Annotated in this window: 18 protein-coding genes and 2 pseudogenes; 5 read left to right on the top strand and 15 right to left on the bottom strand. The window is 61.1% G+C overall.

All coding sequences use genetic code 11. The features are described 5' to 3' along the window. Positions 1-4: 4 nt before the first annotated feature. The 3 genes from HJB83_RS02590 to HJB83_RS02600 form a co-directional block, all read right to left on the bottom strand. Entirely contained in the window at positions 5-910 is a 906-nt protein-coding gene (locus tag HJB83_RS02590) for a DMT family transporter (protein WP_221131273.1), read from the bottom strand. Positions 911-1023: 113 nt separating this feature from the next. After that, on the bottom strand, positions 1024-2460 hold the full coding sequence (locus HJB83_RS02595) for an FAD/NAD(P)-binding protein (RefSeq protein WP_221116101.1): 1437 nt from the start codon (positions 2458-2460) through the stop codon (positions 1024-1026). 99 nt (positions 2461-2559) lie between these two features. Continuing rightward, positions 2560-2988 (bottom strand): OsmC family protein, encoded by a 429-nt coding sequence (locus HJB83_RS02600; RefSeq protein ID WP_221116102.1) that lies wholly within the window; start codon positions 2986-2988, stop codon positions 2560-2562. 146 nt (positions 2989-3134) lie between these two features. Between HJB83_RS02600 and HJB83_RS02605 the strand changes: the two genes are divergently transcribed. The 4 genes and pseudogenes from HJB83_RS02605 (at position 3135) to HJB83_RS02620 (ending at position 5671) form a co-directional block, all read left to right on the top strand. Next, entirely contained in the window at positions 3135-3395 is a 261-nt protein-coding gene (locus tag HJB83_RS02605; protein ID WP_207582896.1) for a hypothetical protein, read from the top strand. Positions 3396-3467: 72 nt separating this feature from the next. Beyond that, positions 3468-3701 carry a DUF2188 domain-containing protein gene (locus HJB83_RS02610; protein ID WP_207582895.1) on the top strand — a complete coding sequence of 78 codons (234 nt, stop codon included), beginning with the start codon at positions 3468-3470 and terminating at the stop codon, positions 3699-3701. 17 nt (positions 3702-3718) lie between these two features. Then, a pseudogene (locus tag HJB83_RS02615) lies at positions 3719-3957 on the top strand (Ku protein); the annotation flags it as partial. Between the two features lie 379 nt (positions 3958-4336). Beyond that, the gene (locus tag HJB83_RS02620; RefSeq protein WP_221131274.1) at positions 4337-5671 is read left to right on the top strand and encodes an O-antigen ligase; all 1335 of its coding nucleotides are present in this window, start codon (positions 4337-4339) and stop codon (positions 5669-5671) included. A gap of 96 nt (positions 5672-5767) precedes the next feature. On the opposite strand, the gene HJB83_RS02625 is transcribed toward HJB83_RS02620, so the two are convergent. Both HJB83_RS02625 and HJB83_RS33910 read right to left on the bottom strand, forming a co-directional pair. Continuing rightward, the gene (locus HJB83_RS02625) at positions 5768-6913 is read right to left on the bottom strand and encodes a right-handed parallel beta-helix repeat-containing protein (protein WP_207582893.1); all 1146 of its coding nucleotides are present in this window, start codon (positions 6911-6913) and stop codon (positions 5768-5770) included. 115 nt (positions 6914-7028) lie between these two features. Continuing rightward, positions 7029-7142, bottom strand: a pseudogene (locus tag HJB83_RS33910) (lipase); the annotation flags it as partial. Between the two features lie 180 nt (positions 7143-7322). Here HJB83_RS33910 and HJB83_RS02630 point away from each other — a divergent pair. Then, complete coding sequence (locus HJB83_RS02630; RefSeq protein WP_207582892.1) at positions 7323-8357, top strand: LacI family DNA-binding transcriptional regulator; 1035 nt, start codon at positions 7323-7325, stop codon at positions 8355-8357. Here HJB83_RS02630 and HJB83_RS02635 read toward each other — a convergent pair. The 10 genes from HJB83_RS02635 to HJB83_RS02680 all read right to left on the bottom strand — a co-directional run bounded on the left by HJB83_RS02635 (position 8354) and on the right by HJB83_RS02680 (position 18034). Continuing rightward, on the bottom strand, positions 8354-9364 hold the full coding sequence (locus HJB83_RS02635) for a zinc-dependent alcohol dehydrogenase family protein (protein ID WP_207582891.1): 1011 nt from the start codon (positions 9362-9364) through the stop codon (positions 8354-8356). The two genes, HJB83_RS02630 and HJB83_RS02635, sit on opposite strands and share 4 nt — an antisense overlap. A 69-nt stretch (positions 9365-9433) precedes the next feature. Next, the gene (locus HJB83_RS02640) at positions 9434-10222 is read right to left on the bottom strand and encodes an L-iditol 2-dehydrogenase (RefSeq protein WP_221131275.1); all 789 of its coding nucleotides are present in this window, start codon (positions 10220-10222) and stop codon (positions 9434-9436) included. A 137-nt stretch (positions 10223-10359) separates the two neighbouring features. After that, a complete protein-coding gene (locus tag HJB83_RS02645; protein ID WP_221131276.1) occupies positions 10360-11412 on the bottom strand; it encodes a carbohydrate kinase family protein in 1053 nt (350 codons plus the stop codon). Beyond that, positions 11412-12083, bottom strand: a complete 672-nt coding sequence (locus tag HJB83_RS02650; RefSeq protein ID WP_221131277.1) for a D-lyxose/D-mannose family sugar isomerase — start codon at positions 12081-12083, stop codon at positions 11412-11414. Before HJB83_RS02650 ends, HJB83_RS02645 begins: the two co-directional genes overlap by 1 nt. Continuing rightward, on the bottom strand, positions 12083-13237 hold the full coding sequence (locus tag HJB83_RS02655) for a Gfo/Idh/MocA family protein (protein WP_221131278.1): 1155 nt from the start codon (positions 13235-13237) through the stop codon (positions 12083-12085). The genes HJB83_RS02650 and HJB83_RS02655 overlap by 1 nt, the downstream gene beginning before the upstream one ends. Positions 13238-13257: 20 nt before the next feature. Then, complete coding sequence (locus tag HJB83_RS02660) at positions 13258-14082, bottom strand: class I fructose-bisphosphate aldolase (RefSeq protein WP_221131279.1); 825 nt, start codon at positions 14080-14082, stop codon at positions 13258-13260. Between the two features lie 157 nt (positions 14083-14239). Continuing rightward, a complete protein-coding gene (locus HJB83_RS02665; protein WP_221159353.1) occupies positions 14240-15013 on the bottom strand; it encodes an SDR family NAD(P)-dependent oxidoreductase in 774 nt (257 codons plus the stop codon). A gap of 11 nt (positions 15014-15024) precedes the next feature. Further along, on the bottom strand, positions 15025-15750 hold the full coding sequence (locus HJB83_RS02670) for an SDR family oxidoreductase (RefSeq protein ID WP_207582885.1): 726 nt from the start codon (positions 15748-15750) through the stop codon (positions 15025-15027). Positions 15751-15779: 29 nt separating this feature from the next. Beyond that, complete coding sequence (locus HJB83_RS02675; RefSeq protein WP_207582884.1) at positions 15780-17057, bottom strand: D-tagatose-bisphosphate aldolase, class II, non-catalytic subunit; 1278 nt, start codon at positions 17055-17057, stop codon at positions 15780-15782. Next, positions 17057-18034: a sugar kinase gene (locus HJB83_RS02680; protein WP_207582883.1), complete on the bottom strand. Its 978-nt coding sequence runs from the start codon at positions 18032-18034 to the stop codon at positions 17057-17059. The genes HJB83_RS02675 and HJB83_RS02680 overlap by 1 nt, the downstream gene beginning before the upstream one ends. Between the last annotated feature and the right edge of the window lie 11 nt (positions 18035-18045).

Below are 18045 nucleotides of genomic sequence, written 5' to 3' on the forward strand. Positions count from 1 at the left end.
ACGGCTAAACCTGAACGCGAGAAGCGCGGGCAACCATGATGCCGGCGAGCACGACGGCAGCGCCGAGCGCCTGCATCGTCCCGATTGCCTCGTTCAACAGTGCCCAGGCAAGGATTGCCGCGACGACCGGCTGCAACAGCAGCGTCAAAGAGGAAAAGGCCGGCGGCAGATAGGCCAGCGCGTAGGTGATCGCCACCTGTCCGCCGGCGTGGCTGATAAAGGCAAGACCGAAGAGGATCGACCAGCCATAGACGGTCGAGGGCAGCATCTGACCTTCGTAAAAGAAGCCGATCGGGAAGATGAAAATGGCAGCGGACGCCGTGCTCCACAGCATGATTCTGATCGTATCGAACCGGCTCCGCAGCCTGCCGATCGCCAGGATGTAGCAGGCGTAGAAGAAGGCAGCGATCATCGCGATGCCATCGCCGCTGAGATCGCCATTGCCGATGGCTGCCGGTCCGCCCTTCAGAACGACGACGCCTGCCAGCGCCAGGGCAAGCCCGAACAGGAAAACGCCGCTGATCCTCGCCCCGAAAAAGACGAAGGCGATCACCGTGACGAAGACCGGTGCGAGGTTGGCCAGCAGCGTCGCATTGGCAACCGAGGTCATGGTGAGCGAAAGGTGCCAGGCGGCGAGGTCGAGCGACAGCATGGCGCCCGGAAGGATCAGCATGCCGTAATCGGAAAGGCTCTGCGGCTTCGGGCCTGCATCCTTTTTCATGAGCGAAACGATGAAGATCGCGATCAGCGCCAGCGCTACGCGCCAGAAGGCCGTGGCCATCGGTCCGACTTCGGACAGCCGGACGAAGATCGGCGAGCCGCCGATCGCTGCCCCGCCCAGAATGAGGGCGGCGAGGGCGAGGCGATTGGAAGGCGAGGCTTCGGAAAGGGTGGAGGCAGCCTGCGACATGATCTTGATGCTTCTTCTAAGCCACCCGGATGCCCGGCGGCGGGACAATACCGCGAGGAACTATCAGAAGTCGGTCGTCGGCGACAGCCGAGGAGCGACAGATCGATCGAAAATCAGAGCGGATGGATATTTTTAGAGGTTGCCCGCAGCTTGACGGCGATCTCGGACGCGACGAAGAAGGCATGCTCGGTCACCTGCGGCAGGCCCATCAACTCGCCGAATGTACCCCGCGCCAGCGGGCCGGAGATCAGCAGCGAAGGATCGGCCGTTCCCGACGGGCCGATTGCCTCAGAACGCTCGGTGCAGGCAAGGCCGAGGCCGGTCGGATCGAGCGACAGGTGGCCGCTTGTCGCAAGGGCTGCAAGCCAAGGCTGGGTGTCAAGGATGCCGCCATGGGCCGGGCCGGTGGTGACGATGACGGCGTCATAGCACCGCTCCAGCGGCAGGCGCTGATGACGCGGCTGCAGGGCGCACAGAATGAGTTGGCCTTCGATGCGTGCATCCGCGACCGAACCGGCCAGGATGTCGAGGCGGCCCGCGGCAATCGCGGCGTCGAGCACAGCCTCGACCTGCGGCGCGATGCGGAAACGGTGCACATCCCAATAGGGACGCAGATGGCGGACGAGACGGCGTCGCTCAGTGTCCGGCAGCGCCTGCCAGAGATCGTGTCCCTGCGCCCGCACCTGATCGATCACGCCGTGCCAACTAATGCCCTCAGCCTTCGCCGCTTTTATGGCGGCGCGGATCCTTGCCAGCAGCGAGCCGGAAGAATGTGCCGCATCCACGACGAAGTCGCCAAAGAGCGGCTGCGGCACCGGCGCGTGCCCGCGCGAACGCAGACCGCGGCGCGAGATCGCGGACACCGGACCGTCATGTCCGCGCTCAGCAAGCGAGGCGATGACATCGGCGGCCGTCAGGCCGTTGCCGATGACCAGTACCCGGTCATGCGGGCGGATCACCTCGAGCGCGCCCGGCTTCGTGGTATCGGCGACGAAACGGGGATGGGCCGCAAGCCGGCTCGCCAGCCGGCCGGGGGCTGCGGGCGGCGGATGGCTGGTGGCGATCGCGACGATATCGGCCTCGGTCACGCCGCCCTTATCATCGCGGATGGTCCAGCGGCCGGCACGGCGCTCGACACCGGTCACCGCCGCCTGGCAATGCCGCACGCGACCGTCTTTCACGAGCGGCTTCAGCAGGGAGGCGACATAATCTCCGAACAGCCGGCGCCGCGGGAAGAGCGACCCATCGGGCTGTCTGGCCTGAGGGTCGCCGGCGACGGCGTCGCGGGCTTCGATCCAGGCCTGGAATTCGCCCTGGTCGTCGGGCTGCAGGCTCATCTTGGCGGCCGGGACATTGATGCGGTGGGCGGGATCGGCCGTGTCGTAGGCAAGGCCGCGGCCGAGTTCGGCGCGCGGCTCGAAGACCAGGATGACGGGAGGCTCGCCGTAGTTCGCCCGGGCGAGGTGATAGGCGACGCCGGCGCCGGAGACGCCGCCACCGATGATAGCGACGACGGGCCGTTCGGACTTCGGGAAAGGCTTAGACTGCATGGTGGCCGGATCATCGCTTTCGATGCCCAAGCATAGAAGCCGGGCATGGGTCGCGCAATCCTCCCCGGCAATTGTCTATAAATATTGTGTAGATTCAATCTATGCCGATATCGTCATCGAAAAATCGGGGTTGCCGCGGATCGTGTTGCTCACCGTGCAGATTTCATCCTCGGCTGCATGGACGATCTTCTGCCGGGTTTCCTCGTCGATGTCGCCCTTGATCGAGAAGGCGATATTGAACCTGGCAACACGCGAAAGACCTTCCGTCGCCTTCTCGCCGGTGACCTCGGCAGTGATCTCGCCGATCTTGTCGAGAACACCCATCTGGCTGGCGGCCATGCGGGCGCTGAGCACGAGGCAGGCCGAGAGCGAGGCATAGAGCAGATCGAGCGGATTGAAGCCCGGCTGCGACGGCGAGGTGACGATATCGATCTCACCCCCGGTGGCGGAGGTGACATGCGGAAAACCCGTGCGGCCGAGAACGGCGGTGGCACCGGTCGGGCGGGGACGGGCCTTGAGATCGACCATAATGAAATCCTTTTGACGAACTGTCTGCAGATGGCAATTTCCGCCCGGCGCCGCAACGGGCAAGGGCCGCCCGGCGGTTTCGGAACCTTTGCATTCCCTATCAGTTGATTACACCTGAACGAAATCAGCGACAAAGGTGAATTGCGATGCCTGATGTCCGTAGCGTGGACCGTCAAAGCGGGCGCATGGACGCGCGCGATCGGCTGATCGTTGCGCTCTATGCGCAGCTGAAAGCCGAGCGGGAAACGCGCGAAACGCTGGAATGGGCGATCCGCAACGGCGCCGTCTCGAAGGAAGTGCTTGAAGCGATCGCTGCCGATCCGGTTCCTGTCGTCACCAGCGAGGATATCGCTTCGCTGGAGAAGATCATCGCCCTCGACGAGCGGCGCAAACCAAATCGGAACTAGGCGCAATTCCAGCAAAGTGTGCAGTGGTTTGCATTCGGAATTGCGTGAAAACGAAAAGAGAGGAGATCCGAAATGGCCGATATCACCTATCAGGTCGTGCCGCACGACAATGGCTGGGCCTATAAGCTCGGAGACACGCTTTCGGAAACCTATGCAACGGCCGATGAGGCGATAGTCCATGCCAAAGACGCCGCGTCACGCCAGAAGATCGGCGATGGCGACGCGCTGCTCGCCTATCCCGCGGCCGATGGCGGCGGCTGGGCATTTCAGGAAATCGAAACCGATAAGAGCAACAGTCGGCTCTGATTTGCAGCGAGGATGGAATGGCCGCGCGGGCAGGCTGGAAAGGTCATCTGAAAGTGGGTGACCTTGCCTGTGCCGTCGGGCTTTACACCGCCATTTCTCCTCCGACCGCGTCTCCTTCAACATCATCAACCGCAGGACCGGCCATCGGGTGGAGCGGCAATTCGTCGACGGCGAGACCGGCAAACCGGTCGAGCGCGACGAACAGGTCAAGGGCTATCCGCCGGAGAATGGCGATTACATCGTCATCGAGGGCGACGCGTGCCTTAAACCCGTCGCGAGACAATTTCTCTTTGGCTACTGAATGGACAGTCAAACGACGCGACATCATGACGTGATTTTATCGGCTGGATTCGCGGAATGAGTTCGCTTAAAGTCGCGCCGCATAGCGAAGTGAGACGTGCCGCTTCAACAGGCTTGGGCCACTGGGCAGGTTTGCCCTGGCTGTATCGCCCGCCGGAACGGGCAGTTTGCGAAACTAGGACGACGTTATCGAAACGCCCAAACGAATTCGTTCTTCGCGAGCGGAAGCCGAGGAATGCAGAAAATCAGTTCCTGGCTCCGTTCAATCGAATACCGGCATGCCTTGATCGTGGCGAACAGCCGGAGTTTTCCAGATTGATCTATGTGAGCCTTTGATGACGATAGAAGATGCAGCTTTAGCAAGACACCACTATCCGGCGGGCTACCACCGGCAGTCTGTGCCCCGGTGGCGGGTCAGACGCGATGTGCTGGCAAAACTTGTTCTTACAATAGCATTTTATGCTGCTCTTTGGCGGGCCACAAGCATGTGGTACGGCCTGCCCGCAAACTTCGAAGACGGCGCATTTGTCGATCCACTTCCGATGAAGCTCTTGCTCTACAGCCTTATTCCTTTGTCGGGCTTGTATTTTCTGTTGGAGCAAAAGCAGTTCCTGCGGGTCTTTTCAAGGATTTCACCGTTCATCGTCGTTGTTGGCATTTCGTGCCTGACATCAATAGTCTTCTCCATCGACAAGGCCGCGTCCTTAAAAGGATTGGCCGCGGTCATCGTTCTCGCAATCCCACCTCTTCTGTACCGTGCGCGCTACGGCAACGTCGAAGCGTTCCGGATACTCGGGCGTTTTGCGATAGCGGCGGCATTTATCAACGTTCTCTACACAGTCGCTTTCCCACAATTCGCCATCATGCGTGGCAGCTATGCGGGCATGGTCAAAGGTGCTTTTTATCATAAGAACACGTTGGGACAGTTTTGCTCGGTCAGCTTTGTCTGCCTGTTATCGACGGAAAAGCTCGGCCGGCTTCGTTACAGCACCCTGATACGCTGGGCTGCGATGCTTTGCCTTCTTGCCTTGATTGTTGCAACGAAGTCCTCGACAGCAGTCGTCTTGACGATGTTCGGCAGCATGATGCTGTACGGCGTTCGCATTATTCACATCTACCCGAACCGTCTTTTTCGTTCCTTCGTCGTTTTCCTGTTGTTCGTGATCGTCGGCTTCGGCGCCAGCTTCGTTTATCTCGGGGTGGCCTCGGCAGTTGCAGAAGCATTCGGCAAAGACATTACTTTCTCAGGCCGCACCAACATCTGGGAACAGCTATTGCCATTGATATGGGATAAGCCCCTAACCGGTTATGGCTTTGCGATGTTTCGTCAGCCCGAGGTCATGGAGCAATATGTCAAGGTTACCTTCGATGCCCGCTCGACCCACAACACCTATCTTGAGTTAGCGCTGAATATCGGCATTCCAGGCATTGCCGCATGGAGTTTGTTTTTGCTGACCCGCCTGTTCAGGAAGATGACCATCGTCGACGCCGATCCGGCCGAATCCGGCGCCAGGCGAAAGGAGATTGCCATCATCATCCTCATCATGCTTGGAGCCATGACCGAGGCAGGCATGATGCTGGCACCGTTCATTCTCTGGCCCCACATGGTCATGGCGCTCTCCGAACTGCGTCCCAGGTTGCGGACAAACCGGAATCTACACCAGCCCTGAGCCTGAGGGAAGGGCTCGACGTCTGGCGCGCCTCCCGGATGGCTTGTATGGCGTTGGCACGCGCCCCAGTTCCAGCGCTGCCAGCGATAGGTCGATCTAGATCGAGAGATAGCGCTTCTGCCAAGGCAGCCTATGCTCCTGCCATGCGCGCGGCGTGAAGTCGTCATAGGCCGTCTCGGCGATCGCCAGCATCCAATTCTGCGCCTTGCGGGCCAGCAGCACGCAGGACAATTCCATGCCAGGCGCAACGGTGACGGAAGGCCGGTTGGCGCCTGGAATATCGATCCCCTTGTCCCGCCACTGGATGCGGATCTCATCGGGCTCGGATGACCATTGGCCAGACGAAACGGACGCTTTTCCGTCGGGCTTGAAGGCAAGCGGCGGCGGGGTGACGTTCAGGAAACTGCCGTCATTGAAATAATTGCCATCGATATCACCCGCAGTCGCTTTGCCCTTTCCCTTCAAAACGATATCCTGCTCGCAGCGCAGGAATATGTTGCGCCGGAAGCTCCCGGACCACGGACGGTTGGCGAAGAATGCGATGTCGCATTGGCTGATGACGTTGTCGTGGATATCAATGTCTTTGCGAAATGCCTGTTCCTGATCCGAAAAACCGCTCAGGCTGACGCCGCGATTGGTGTTCTCGATCCAGTTGTCATAGACGTGGTGGCCGGCGTGGTCGGCCTTGTCGCCGATGCCGTAGCCGAAGGAATAGTCATTCATCCTGCCGTCGCGCATGATGTTGCTGCGGACGACGGCTTCGTCGCCGATCGACGAAAAGGAAAAATTCTTGCCGCCGATGAAGTTATATTCGACAAGGTATCGTCTTGTTTTGTCGCAGACCAGTGCACCCTTGTTGGATGTGCTCGTCGGCGACTGAAGGAAGAGGTTGCCGCGGATCGTGACATCGGAGCTGATATTGTCGTCGCTGTTTTGATAGGCAAACTGGCAACAATCTGCGCCCTCGCCCGGCGCCTCGCCCATGCGGTTGTTCTCCAGCAACACATGCGCCGTCTTCGTGAGATAGATGCCGTCGCCCCTGACATTCTCCGTTTCGCATCGCCTGACGGTGAGATTTTGACCGTTGTGAAATTTGAAGCCGCGAGGCGAATTCTTGACGATCACGTCCTCCACCACCGTATCGGAAAACACCTGATAGGCGACGCCGATATCGTCAGCCCCGTCGATGACCTGTCCCCTTGTCGCGGCGCCGTGAATTTTCTTTCGCAGGATGGCGGGCATGGCATTTCCCTTCGATAGCGGTGCAGCGGGGATTTAAGCAGATGAGGTATGTTTGAATATTCGGAAATCATCTACTCCCGATCACATCCTGTGTCAGCTTACGAAGCGCCCATCCCGGAGAAACGACATTCACGACGCGATAACCGTTTCCGGACAGGAAGACGGCGAGCTTCTCCATCCTTTTCTTCGTCCGGGCAATCCCGTGAAAAAGGATGGCTGTGTCGTTCATCATCTGTCCGCTAAACCGGCCGCTGTCGATCAATGCCGAATAGCCATAAATTCGAATGGCTTCGTTGTGGCGTACGAATTCCTTAAATCGGAGTCGATTTAAGGATAAGTTGTGCGGCATTCAAAGTGCTACAGCATATGAAAAGACGTTTGCGCTGTCGAGAAAGAGAAATGCGAGCACGTGACGACCAGCATCAGACATATCGCTAAACTCGCAGGAACGTCAGTCTCGTCGGTCTCGCGTGTGCTCAACAACAGCGGTTACGCCTCGCCCGAGCTCAGGGACCGCGTCGAGGCGGCAATCCGAACACTGAACTACACACCCAGCAAGGGTGCCCGTATGCTGCGCGGTGCACCAAGCCGGATGATCGGACTGATGCTGCCGTCGATTGACGTGCCGTTCTTCGGCATCCTCGCCCATGCCATCGAACAGGAATTGTTTGAGCACGGCTATCAGACGCTGATCTGCAGCACGGCGGAAAATATCAATCACGAGGCACGCTATATTTCGATGCTGCTCGCCCAGCGCGTCGATGGCGTCATCGTCGCAAGCGCATTCGGCAGCATCGAGCATTTCGGGGCGCTGCGGGACGCGCGCATCCCGATCATCGCCATTGACCGCGAGCTGAAGGGCATCGCCGACGACGCGGTGATGGCCGATCATGAGGACGGCGGGCGGCTGATGGCGCGCCATCTCATCGGCCACGGCCACCGGGCGATCGCCATCGTCGGGGCGCCGGCACACAGCCAGCCGATCCAGCTGCGCCTTCAAGGCATCACGGCGGAAATGGCGAAAGACGGCATCACGCCTGCCGCCGTGGCGATGGCGGAAGAGCACAGCTTTGCCGAGACCTACCGGCTGGCGCGAGAATTGCTGGCGTCTCGACCGGAGGTCACCGCGATCATCGGCACCACCGACGTTTCCGCGATTGCCGCAATTCATGCGATCCAGGATCGCGGATTTTCCGTTCCGAACGATTATTCGGTCGTCGGTTTCGACGACCTGCCAGAGGCGGCCTACGTCTTTCCACGGCTGACAACGGTCGCGCAGCCGATCCGCAATGTCGGGCAGCAGGCAGCACGGCTGCTGGAAGCGCTGATCGGGGACCAGCAAACAGGGGGCGGATCTCGACAGGGGGCGATCGTCAAAGTGCCGGTCACGCTGATCGCGCGCGATTCCACCGGCCCCGTCCGCAGCGGAAAAAACCAGCTTTAGGGCCGGACGATGACCTTGATCTCGCCTGGCAATGGCGCGTTGCCCACCACGTCGGCGACCTCCTCGAGACCTATGGTTTTGGTGACCAATGCATCCAGTTCCAATGCCCCGCTTGCCACCAGTGCCGCTGCGCGCGAATGGGTGAAGGGGTTGAGGTAGGCCGGCCTTATGTCGACTTCATTGATCAGAAGATCGAAGGGCAGAACCGGCACCTCGACACCTGTCGGCGTCACCCCGAAAAGCACAAAGGTACCACCGCGCCGCGCCATCCTCAGGCCGCTTTGCAGAGTTTCGCTCACGCCGGCGCACTCGATGACCACGTCTGCGCCGACTTTGGTGATCTCCCGAACACAAGCGATTGTGTCCGAAGAGGTCGGGTCGAAGGCGTGGGTGGCCCCCAGGCGCAGAGCGGTTTGGCGTCTCGTTTGTTGGCGCGTGATCAAAATGACCTTGCCTGACCCAGCCATGCGAGCCAGTTGCACCATCAAGAGGCCAATCACGCCCCCGCCGAGGATAGCGACGCTGTCGCCGGGACGGATCCTTGCCTTGTCGATGGCGTGGATACAGCAGGCCAGCGGTTCGCAGAAGGCGCCGTGAACGGGATCGAGGCCGGCCGGCAACAGGAATGCCTGCGCGTGCGGCACCGCCACGTATTCCGCAAAGCCGCCATCCCGTGTCACGCCGATGGCGGTCAAGCTCTCGCACAGGTTCGGCCGCGCTTGCGCACAAGCCGGACAGGTGCCGCAGGCGATATTCGGGTCGACCGTCACCAACTCGCCGCCAGTAAACCGGGCGACTTCATTGCCAATCTCTTCGACTATGCCGCAAAATTCGTGGCCCATGGTGACGGGGATAGAAGTCGGGTATTCGCCCTTGTACATGTGTCGGTCGGAACCGCATATGCCTGCCGCCGCGACCCGGACCAGCAGCTCGCCAGGTCCGGCAACCGGTTTGTCAACGCTGCGCATGGTCAAAGACCCGATCGACTCCAAGCGTACAGCCCTCATTCCACTCCTCCAGACCTCAACTTCGATTGCTTCGCAGTGACCAAGCCATCCCCGGCACGGCTCAAGCGCTCAGCTCATGACGTTGCCGCCATCGACATTGTAGCATTGCGCCACGATGTATGCTGCATCGGGCCCGGCCAGGAAGGCCGCCATGGCAGCTTGTTCTTCAGCGGTGCCAAATCGTCCGGCGGGGACGGCGGCGGCCACGCGGCCCTTCACCTCGCCGGGTTTCAAACCTTCCCGGCTGCCGAGTTTTGCATCAACCACGTCCCACATCGGCGTATCGACGACGCCGGGAGCGATGGCGTTGACGTTGATCCCGTAACGGATCAGCTCCAGGCCGCAGCTTTGCGTGATGCTGATGACCGCCGCCTTGGAAGCGCAGTAAGCCACCGCCGGTCCTTCGCCCCGACGTCCGGCCTGGGAGGAGAAGTTGATGATGCGCCCACCTTCTCCTCTCTCCACCATGTGCCGGGCAACGGCCTGTGTCATGAAAATCAGGCCTTCGATATTGACCTGAAACACCTTCGCGGTTCGCTCCCGGGTTATTTCCAGAATAGACTCGACGTCGTAAATGCCTGCGGCGTTGACCAGGATGTCGATCTTGCCGGCGGCGGCGATGGAAAAGCGCAGGGCTTCTTCGATGCTGTCCTGGCTGGTCACATCAAGTGCTAAACCCCAGGCATCAGCGCCGATCGTCTCGGCCACCCGCGCGCAGCGTCCACCGTCGAGATCCGCGACGACAACCTTGGCGCCGTCAGCGGCGAAGCGTTCGCATACCGCTTTGCCAATACCGCTGGCGCCTCCGGTGACCAATGCCACCTTGCCGGAGAGCCGCGCGTTTTCTGTATATGTCATCGCGCTGCCTCCCCGATCGTCGCTAAACCGGCAAAGTCGCCATGCACGGCGGCCATTATGCATCGCTTCATGTTTGCTCCTCCCTTTTTGACTGGACGCTCGTCGGAGCCGCCCTCTGCCGAGGCGACGCCTATCGGCTAGGCCGGGTTAGGCTCCTTCGCCTCCCGCAGCAGAACAGACATGTCGGGGATACCGTCGGTGGCCGTCGCACCCGTCAGGCAACGCGCAGCAGCAGCATGGGCGACGGCGCAGATATGCTCGACAGGCCAGTTCTCATGCAGGCCGTAGAGCACGGCGGCACAGAAGGCGTCTCCCGCGCCGACAGTACTGACGATGTCATTGGGATCGACGGGTCGTGAACGCGTCATGATCGGGGAGGCGCCGGGCGCGAACCAGAGACAGATTTCCGGCGCGTGGATGATCGCTCCCTTCGTGACGCCCGCGGCAAGCAGGCGCTCGCCCGCCTTCAAAAGCCCCACCTCGATCAAATCTCCGTTCGCATCGCGAACGATGACGCCGGTTGCCCGACCCGCCTCCATCTCGTTGATGATCAGGAAGTCGCAGAAGGGCAGAGCGACGCCGACCTTGGCCGCAAATTCCGGGTCTTCACTCGAGACGAAATCGACGCAAGTCGTAAGCCCGGCGCGACGCGCGGCTTCGAGCAGGCGCGAGGCTCCGGAAAGACCGTCGGGGCCAATTCGGTCGAGACCCGGCAACAGCATGAGATAACCGAGATAGAACAGCCGATAGCCGGCCTTGGCGAAGGTCGCGGGTGAGATGCGCTTGTCCGTGACGGCATCGTTGGCGCCGCCATGATAAAAAAAGGTCCGGTTCTGACCGGGCACATTCATCACATGCGTATGCGCCGTCACCCGGTCGGCAAGCGCTGTGAGACCATCGACATCGACGCCGGCCACTGCGAGCCTGGATTTGACGATCTCTCCGTCCGGATCGGCGCCGATGCATCCCGCCGCCGCCAGTCTTCCGGGAAATCCAAGCGAGGCAAGATCGGTGACGACATTGGCAGCCCCGCCCCCGACGCCCAGATCCTGGTGCAGGATATGCGCGAGATTGCCCTGTTCGGGCCAATAGGACAGGGTGTGGACGCGATCGACAATGAAATTTCCGGCGCAAACGATGCCTCCCTGCTTGCGACTGTCGCGCTGGTGAACCTCCTCCCCGGTTCGCATCAGCAGACGCCTTCGTTCCACAAGGGCCTGAGCGGCGGCTCGTCTTCCTCGATCGCGGCAAAGCGCCCGATCGGCTCCAAAAAGAAATTATCGCTGTTGTCGTCGTTGACCTGGCTGACCTCGCCGACAAGGACAGGTCCGCCGCCTTTCCTGCCGTAAAAGCGGTGGTAAAGCCCGGTGCGGATGGTCACGCTCTGGCCAGGTCGAAGAACCAGCGGCTCCCATGCAGCGAGCCGGCGCGGCAGCCCGTCGACCGGAACCGTCACATCATCCTTCAGCACATGGCCATCGGTATCGGTGGCGGCGAATTCGATGACAAGATCGCCGCCGGCGCGATTGATGATGTCTTCCATCTTGGCTGCATGACGGTGTGTCGGCGTGAGCTGCCCTTCCTCGACGAAGAGCAGCTTTTCGGCATAGGTCCGTTCACCCTCGACATCAACGATGCCATTGCGCAGGCAAAACAGCACGAGGCCGCATTCGGCAAATCGGTTCGAGCCGAAATCGGTGACATCCCACCCGAGTTGATGGGCGCGCAAATAGGCCGATGCCTCGGGATGAAGGGCAAAATCCGCCGACGTCCAATAGCCCCATGCCGGCAAGGACCAGTGCCAACGTTTAAGGGTCGCGCTTGCTCGCTGCAACGCGGCATTGATCTCGGAGCGCTGCATCAGAGGGACGCCCCCTCATACTCGACCGGCACGACGACGTCCTCGCGCCCGGATTTGAGCGCTGCCGTCAGAACCGCATGATGCGCCTGCGCCTCCGCCGGCGTCGCGCAACCGAACCCGTTCGCATTGCCTCCGGCAAGCTCATCGACGAAGGCCGCCCACATCTGCTGTATGGCGTCGGCAAAACCGAATTCGAAGATCTTGCCTGTAATGGCCGGAAACAGCGAGCCATAGCCGAGATCCTCGGTGCTCCAAGCCTGCGCACCGCCATTATAATCCATCCACTGCCACTGGCGTGGCGACTTCGTGCTGAAGAATGCGCTTTTCTTCATGCCGAGAACGCGGATGTACCAGGTGTTGGATTCGCCGGGCGCGATGCGCCAGGTTTTCAGCACCATCGGGAAATCCTGATCTCCGGTGCGCACGCGGCTGCTGATCGTCGCATTGTCCCAGGTGGTGCAGGGCAGCATGCCGCCCTTGCCGTCGGGACGTTCGGTGACCTTTTTGACCAATTGCGCATGCAGGGTCGTCGGTCGCCAGCCGAGACGCAAAGGTACGTGCAGCACATGCATGCCGAGATCACCCATGCAGCCATAGTCGCCGTTGATCTCGGCCATGCGCTTCCAATTGATCGGCTTTTGCCGGTCGATATCCGAAGAGTGCAGGAAACCTGCCTCGACTTCGATTATGTCCCCCATCTCGCCGCTCTTTGCGAGGGCGATGACCTTCTGTGCGCCGGGAAAGAACGGCATTTCCGACGAACAGCGGACCAGGAGTTCGGGGTGCTGGGCGGGAACCGCCATGATCTCCCGGTTCTGAGCCGCGTCCATGCCGAAGGGCTTTTCGCCGAGAAGATGCTTTCCGGCCTTCAGCACGTCGACATAGAATTGCTGGTGCAGCACATGCGGCACAGCACAATAGACTGCATCGACCTCGGGATTGGCCAGAAGCTCTTTATAGTCGGCGGTGACCTGGCGAACGGTCGGCACATGATCCCTGAACCAGTCGAGCAGCGTCGCATTGGTATCGCAGACGGCGACAATTTCCGGTCGCGCCTTCACATCGGCCAGATGCAGCCAGCGCGCCGCGGCGCTGGCGAACTCGCGCCCCATCAGACCGCAGCCGATGACGCCGAAGCGGAATATTTTCGTCATGACATGTCCTCCCAGACGCGTCAGCCAAGATGCAGCGAGGCTTGCTCGGCGGAAGCCTTGTCATGGACGATCGCCATCAAGGCCTGCGTCATGCCGCCGGGATTCTTGTGTTGAATGACGTTGCGGCCATAGACGATGCCACGGGCGCCCTGCTCCATCAACTGCTTGGTGCGGGTCAGGATTTCCTGATCCGTAACGCGGCCGCCGCCGCGCACCAGCACCGGCAGGCCCTGGGCGATCTCGACCACACGGTGATATTCCTCGACATTGTCGCATGGGTCGGCCTTGATGATATCAGCGCCGAGTTCGGCCGCCTGGCGCACAAGCGGCAGGATCTTGTCGATCGCACCATCGACCATATAGGCGCCCTTGGAATTGTCCTGCATGACGAGCGGCTCGACCATCAGCGGCATGCCGTAGATCTCACATTGGCGCTTCAAGCTGTTCACATTGCGCACACAGGCACGATAGACTTCCGGCTGGTCCGGCAGCATCAAAAGATTGACGACGACACAGGCAGCATCCAAGGCAACGCCCTGTTCCACCGGCCTGTCGATCATTTCGGAAAACAATTGAGATGGCAGGGGATTGCCATAGATATTTGCGATGTCGGTGCGCAGCACCAGCGCCGGGCGATGCTTGCCGGGAATGGCCTGCAGAATGGGTGCGGTCCCCGGCGGAAGCTGAATGGCATCCGGCGCCGCCTGCGCGATCACCTCGATGGCTGTCTTCATATTCTCGATGCCGGCAAGGAATGTTCGTTCATTGAACATGCCGTGATCGATAGCGACGTCAAAACAATTTCCGGACACGCCGAGAAGTCGGTTCAACCGTGCGGACTTCATCAAGCTCCTCCCTGATATGGCAACGTTTCCACATTCAAATAAATCGGGCAGGAATGCGAGTCAACAAGATGTGGTAACGTTTCCATACCCGCTGATTATCGCGCCAGGCAGTTTTCCAATTCGGACGAGGCGCTGCTCGCACCTCGTCCCGAAAGCGCTACCAGCAGGTGAACCCAGCATCGACGTTGACGATGGCGCCGGTCATCAGGCTGGCAGCGCCTGAGGCGAGGAAGAGGACCGCGCTTGCGACCTCCTCCGGCGTTCCCATCCTGTCCATCGGCGTGTCGGCGAGCCAGATTGGAATCCGCTCGCGATTGGCTTCGACGGCCACCACCATCGGTGTCTCGATGTAGGTGGGCGCGACGGCGTTTACCCTGATGCCATGCTGCGCCCATTCGGCGGCCAACGAGCGCGTGAGGTGATGGACTGCCGCCTTGGAGACGTTGTAGGCCGTCTGCGGCTGCGGCCGGTTGCAGATGTGCCCCGACATCGAGCCGAGGTTGACGATGGCGCCCCGCTTCATCGAGATCATGTGACGACCGAAGGCGCGCGAGCACCAGAAGACGCCGTTGAGATTGACGTCCATCATGCGCAGCCAATCGGCATCGGTGAGATCCTCCGCCGCGATGCCGTTCTGACCGATCCCGGCATTGTTGACGAGGATCGTCGCCGGCCGGGCTCCGCCGGCAAGCTCATTGGCGATTACATCCATTCGGCCGGCGTCGGTGACGTCGCCCACCCGGACTTCGATATCGTACCCCTTATCGCGCAACGCAAGCGCTTGCTGGGCGTCGGCCTCGCTGCGTTCGATGACGACGACAGCGGCGCCTGCCTCCGCCAGCGCCTCGGTGCAGCACAGCCCGATCGCACGCCCTCCCCCCGTGACCACCGCACGTTCACCGTCGAGGCGAAATTTCTCCTGGTAGCTCATATCAGGCTCCTTCAGATGTCGAATGCGCTTGGAAGTACCACGATATCGCGGATGGTGACGTTGCGCGGCCGGGTCAGCATGAAGATGATCGCGTCGGCGACCTCCTTGGGTTCGATCAAAGCTCCGGCCTCCTTGGCCTTGCGAAGATTTTCCTCCGGCCAATCCGCGAGCAAAGCGCTGATCACCGGCCCGGGAGACACCGACCCCACGCGAATGCCATTTTTCAGAAGCTGGCGTCGCATCGTCTGGACGAAGCAGGTCATCGCCCACTTCGATGACGAATATACCGGTTCCCATGGGATAGCCGAATGTCCAGCGACGGAGCTGGTGATGACAATGTCGCCAGTGCCCCGTTCGATCATGTGAGGAATGACATTGTGAACGTTCTTGATGACGACATTCACATTGAGATTGAGCATCCGATCTATGGTGTCGAGGTCAGTTTCGGTCAGGTCTCCGCCGATATAGGTCCCTGCATTGGCATGCAGAATATCGAGTTTGCCCGTCTTCGACAGGACACCCTCGAGCAGTCCCGCACACTCGTTCGGATTCAGCAGATTGATCACGAGCGGAATAGCGCGCTCGCCAAGCCGGCTGCAAACCGTCTCAAGGGCCTTCTCATCCCGGTCCACCAACACGACCGTCGCGCCTGCGGCGAGCATCGCCTCCGTCGAGGCCAATCCTATGCCGGACGCTGCGCCCGTGACCGCCGCGATCTTCCCGTTCAATTCCTGCATCGATTTCTCCTCCTGCTTGATCCTGATTGCTAATTCTTCCCGACGCCGCAGGCGGCGTGATAGTCGGCGAGACTGTTCATCACTCTCCAGATCAGAACCTCATCCGGATCGAGCGGCGCGTCTGCAAAATCCTGCGCGGCCGGCATATACTGCCAAAACAATGGCAGCGGGACGGATTGCCCTCGAAGGGCCCTGCACAGGCGCCGGACGGCATCTTGCGCTTCAGCCGACGCCCAATAATAGCGGATGCGGTCAGACAGCGAGTAATGCCGCAACCAACACATCTCGGCTTTTGTCCCGTGGTAATGGCGGCTCCAATTGCCCGGCTGATCGAGCATCAGCGCTTCCATCGCCGCATAGAGCGGACGCTGGCCGTAGTCGGGCAAGAGGTCCGAAGCGATCGCGTCGAGCGCGTAGAGCGCTTCACGCAGGACGAAGGTCAACTCGGGACCGACCTTCAGAATGGGGAACCCGTCCTTCACCAGCGCGGTCAACGGCCTAGTCCGCTGATAATCCGTCGAGTGGGCCTCGAACACAAATTGCGGCTCGTCGATGAGCACCGATTTCAGGCCGTCTATCTTGCTGCGGTCGTAGAAGATGACATTCTGATTGCCGAACTCGACGCCCGGCTGAACGACCAGCCCGATCGCCCGTCCAAACGCTTGCCCGAGGCCAGCCTCGGCAAAGATCCGGCGGTGGACTTCGATCGTCTTCAGCGCCGCCGCGGCGGCCGTCGGCTCGATCGTCGTCAGGGCATGGTCGGCCCCGCCTGGCGGCGGCACTTCGGTGCCGATGACGTAAACCGGCATTGCGCCGCCGGTGTTTTTGGCCGAAGCCTCGGCGACCGCGGCAAGCCGGGCGGCGCGATGGGCGGTGGTTTCGTCGTCAAGCGCCGTCGGCTCGCCCTTGCAGCCCATCGAGGCGTCGAGGTGAATTTTGCGGAATCCGGCGTCGACATAGGCGGCAACCATCTTCTCCGCCTCGGCCATGGCCTCTTCCGCCGGGCGGTCGCGCCAGGGATTGGGGCCGAGGTGATCGCCACCGAGAACGATCAGTTTTTCGGGGCAACCCTCCTCCGCCGCGATCGTCATGACGAGGGACGCGAAGTCGCTTGGCGTCATCCCGGTATAGCCGCCGAGATGATTGACCTGGTTGCAGGTCGCTTCGATCAGCACGGTGCTCTCCTGTTGCCGCCCGTGTCGGAGCGCAGCTCGAAGCACGATCGGATGGGCGGAGCACACGGAGGTCACGCCTCTCGGGTGGCCTTCGATCCTCTGCCTGGCCAGTTCGTTGAGATGCACCTGCATTACCGCCGCCTTTCCGTTGAAGCGATAAACGCATCGAGTTCTGAGCGGCTGCCGGCGCCTTCCATCGGACCCAGCACCATGACGTTGCGGGCGCCGGCGGCCGAGGCATAGGTCAGAGCCTGCTGCGGAGACATTCCGAGCCGCCGGCAGGTGAGATAGGCACCGCCGAAGCAGTCGCCGGCGCCCGTAGGGTCGACCTCCCGAACGACAAAGGCCGGAGCATCGACGCGGTCTCCCTGGCTGCCGAAGTAGGTCGCGCCGTCGGCTCCGCGCTTCAGCACGATCTCCTTGACGCCAATCTCGAACAGGCGCCCGATCGCTTCTGCCTCGCCTTCGACACCTGCGGCACGCTCGAGCTCCTCTCCGGAAGGCAGAAGCAGATCGGCGGCGGCGACAAGCTTGGAAAACCGGCGCTCGGTGTCCTCGTCCAGCTTCAGCTCTTTGCGAAGGTTCGGATCCACCGACAGCGTTCCCCCGCGCGCCTTGACGATGTCGACCGCCTTGTCGATCACCGCGCGCGCACTCGGAACCGACAGGGCGGAGCCCATCACGTGAAGATGTCCGCTCCGGTCAATGAGATTGCCGACCAATTCAGACCAGCCGAAGCGCGCGGCGGCCGAGGTGGCGATGTTGTAGACGAAATCTCTGGAGCCATCCTTCCGGTAACGAACGAAGGCGCTTCCCGTCGGATAGTCCGGATCAATCGAGATCGCCGAAACATCGACGCCGTCGCGTTTGAGGCGATCGGTATTGACGCAGCCGAAATCGTCATCGCCGACGGCGCCCACCATTGCCGCCTTACCGCCGAGGCGGCCGCACTGCGAAATGAAGATCGCCGGCGCTCCGCTCGCAAACGGACCGACGAGCGGCTGGGCTTCGAGGAACCCGTCTCCAACCGTCGTGGCGACGATCTCCACGAGGATCTCCCCCACGCAAACCGTGGGACCAAGCGCGTCCGGAGCCAGTATTGAAGCCATTTGCAATCCTG

The organism is Rhizobium sp. NZLR11, from assembly GCF_019685115.1.
GTDB lineage: Bacteria > Pseudomonadota > Alphaproteobacteria > Rhizobiales > Rhizobiaceae > Rhizobium.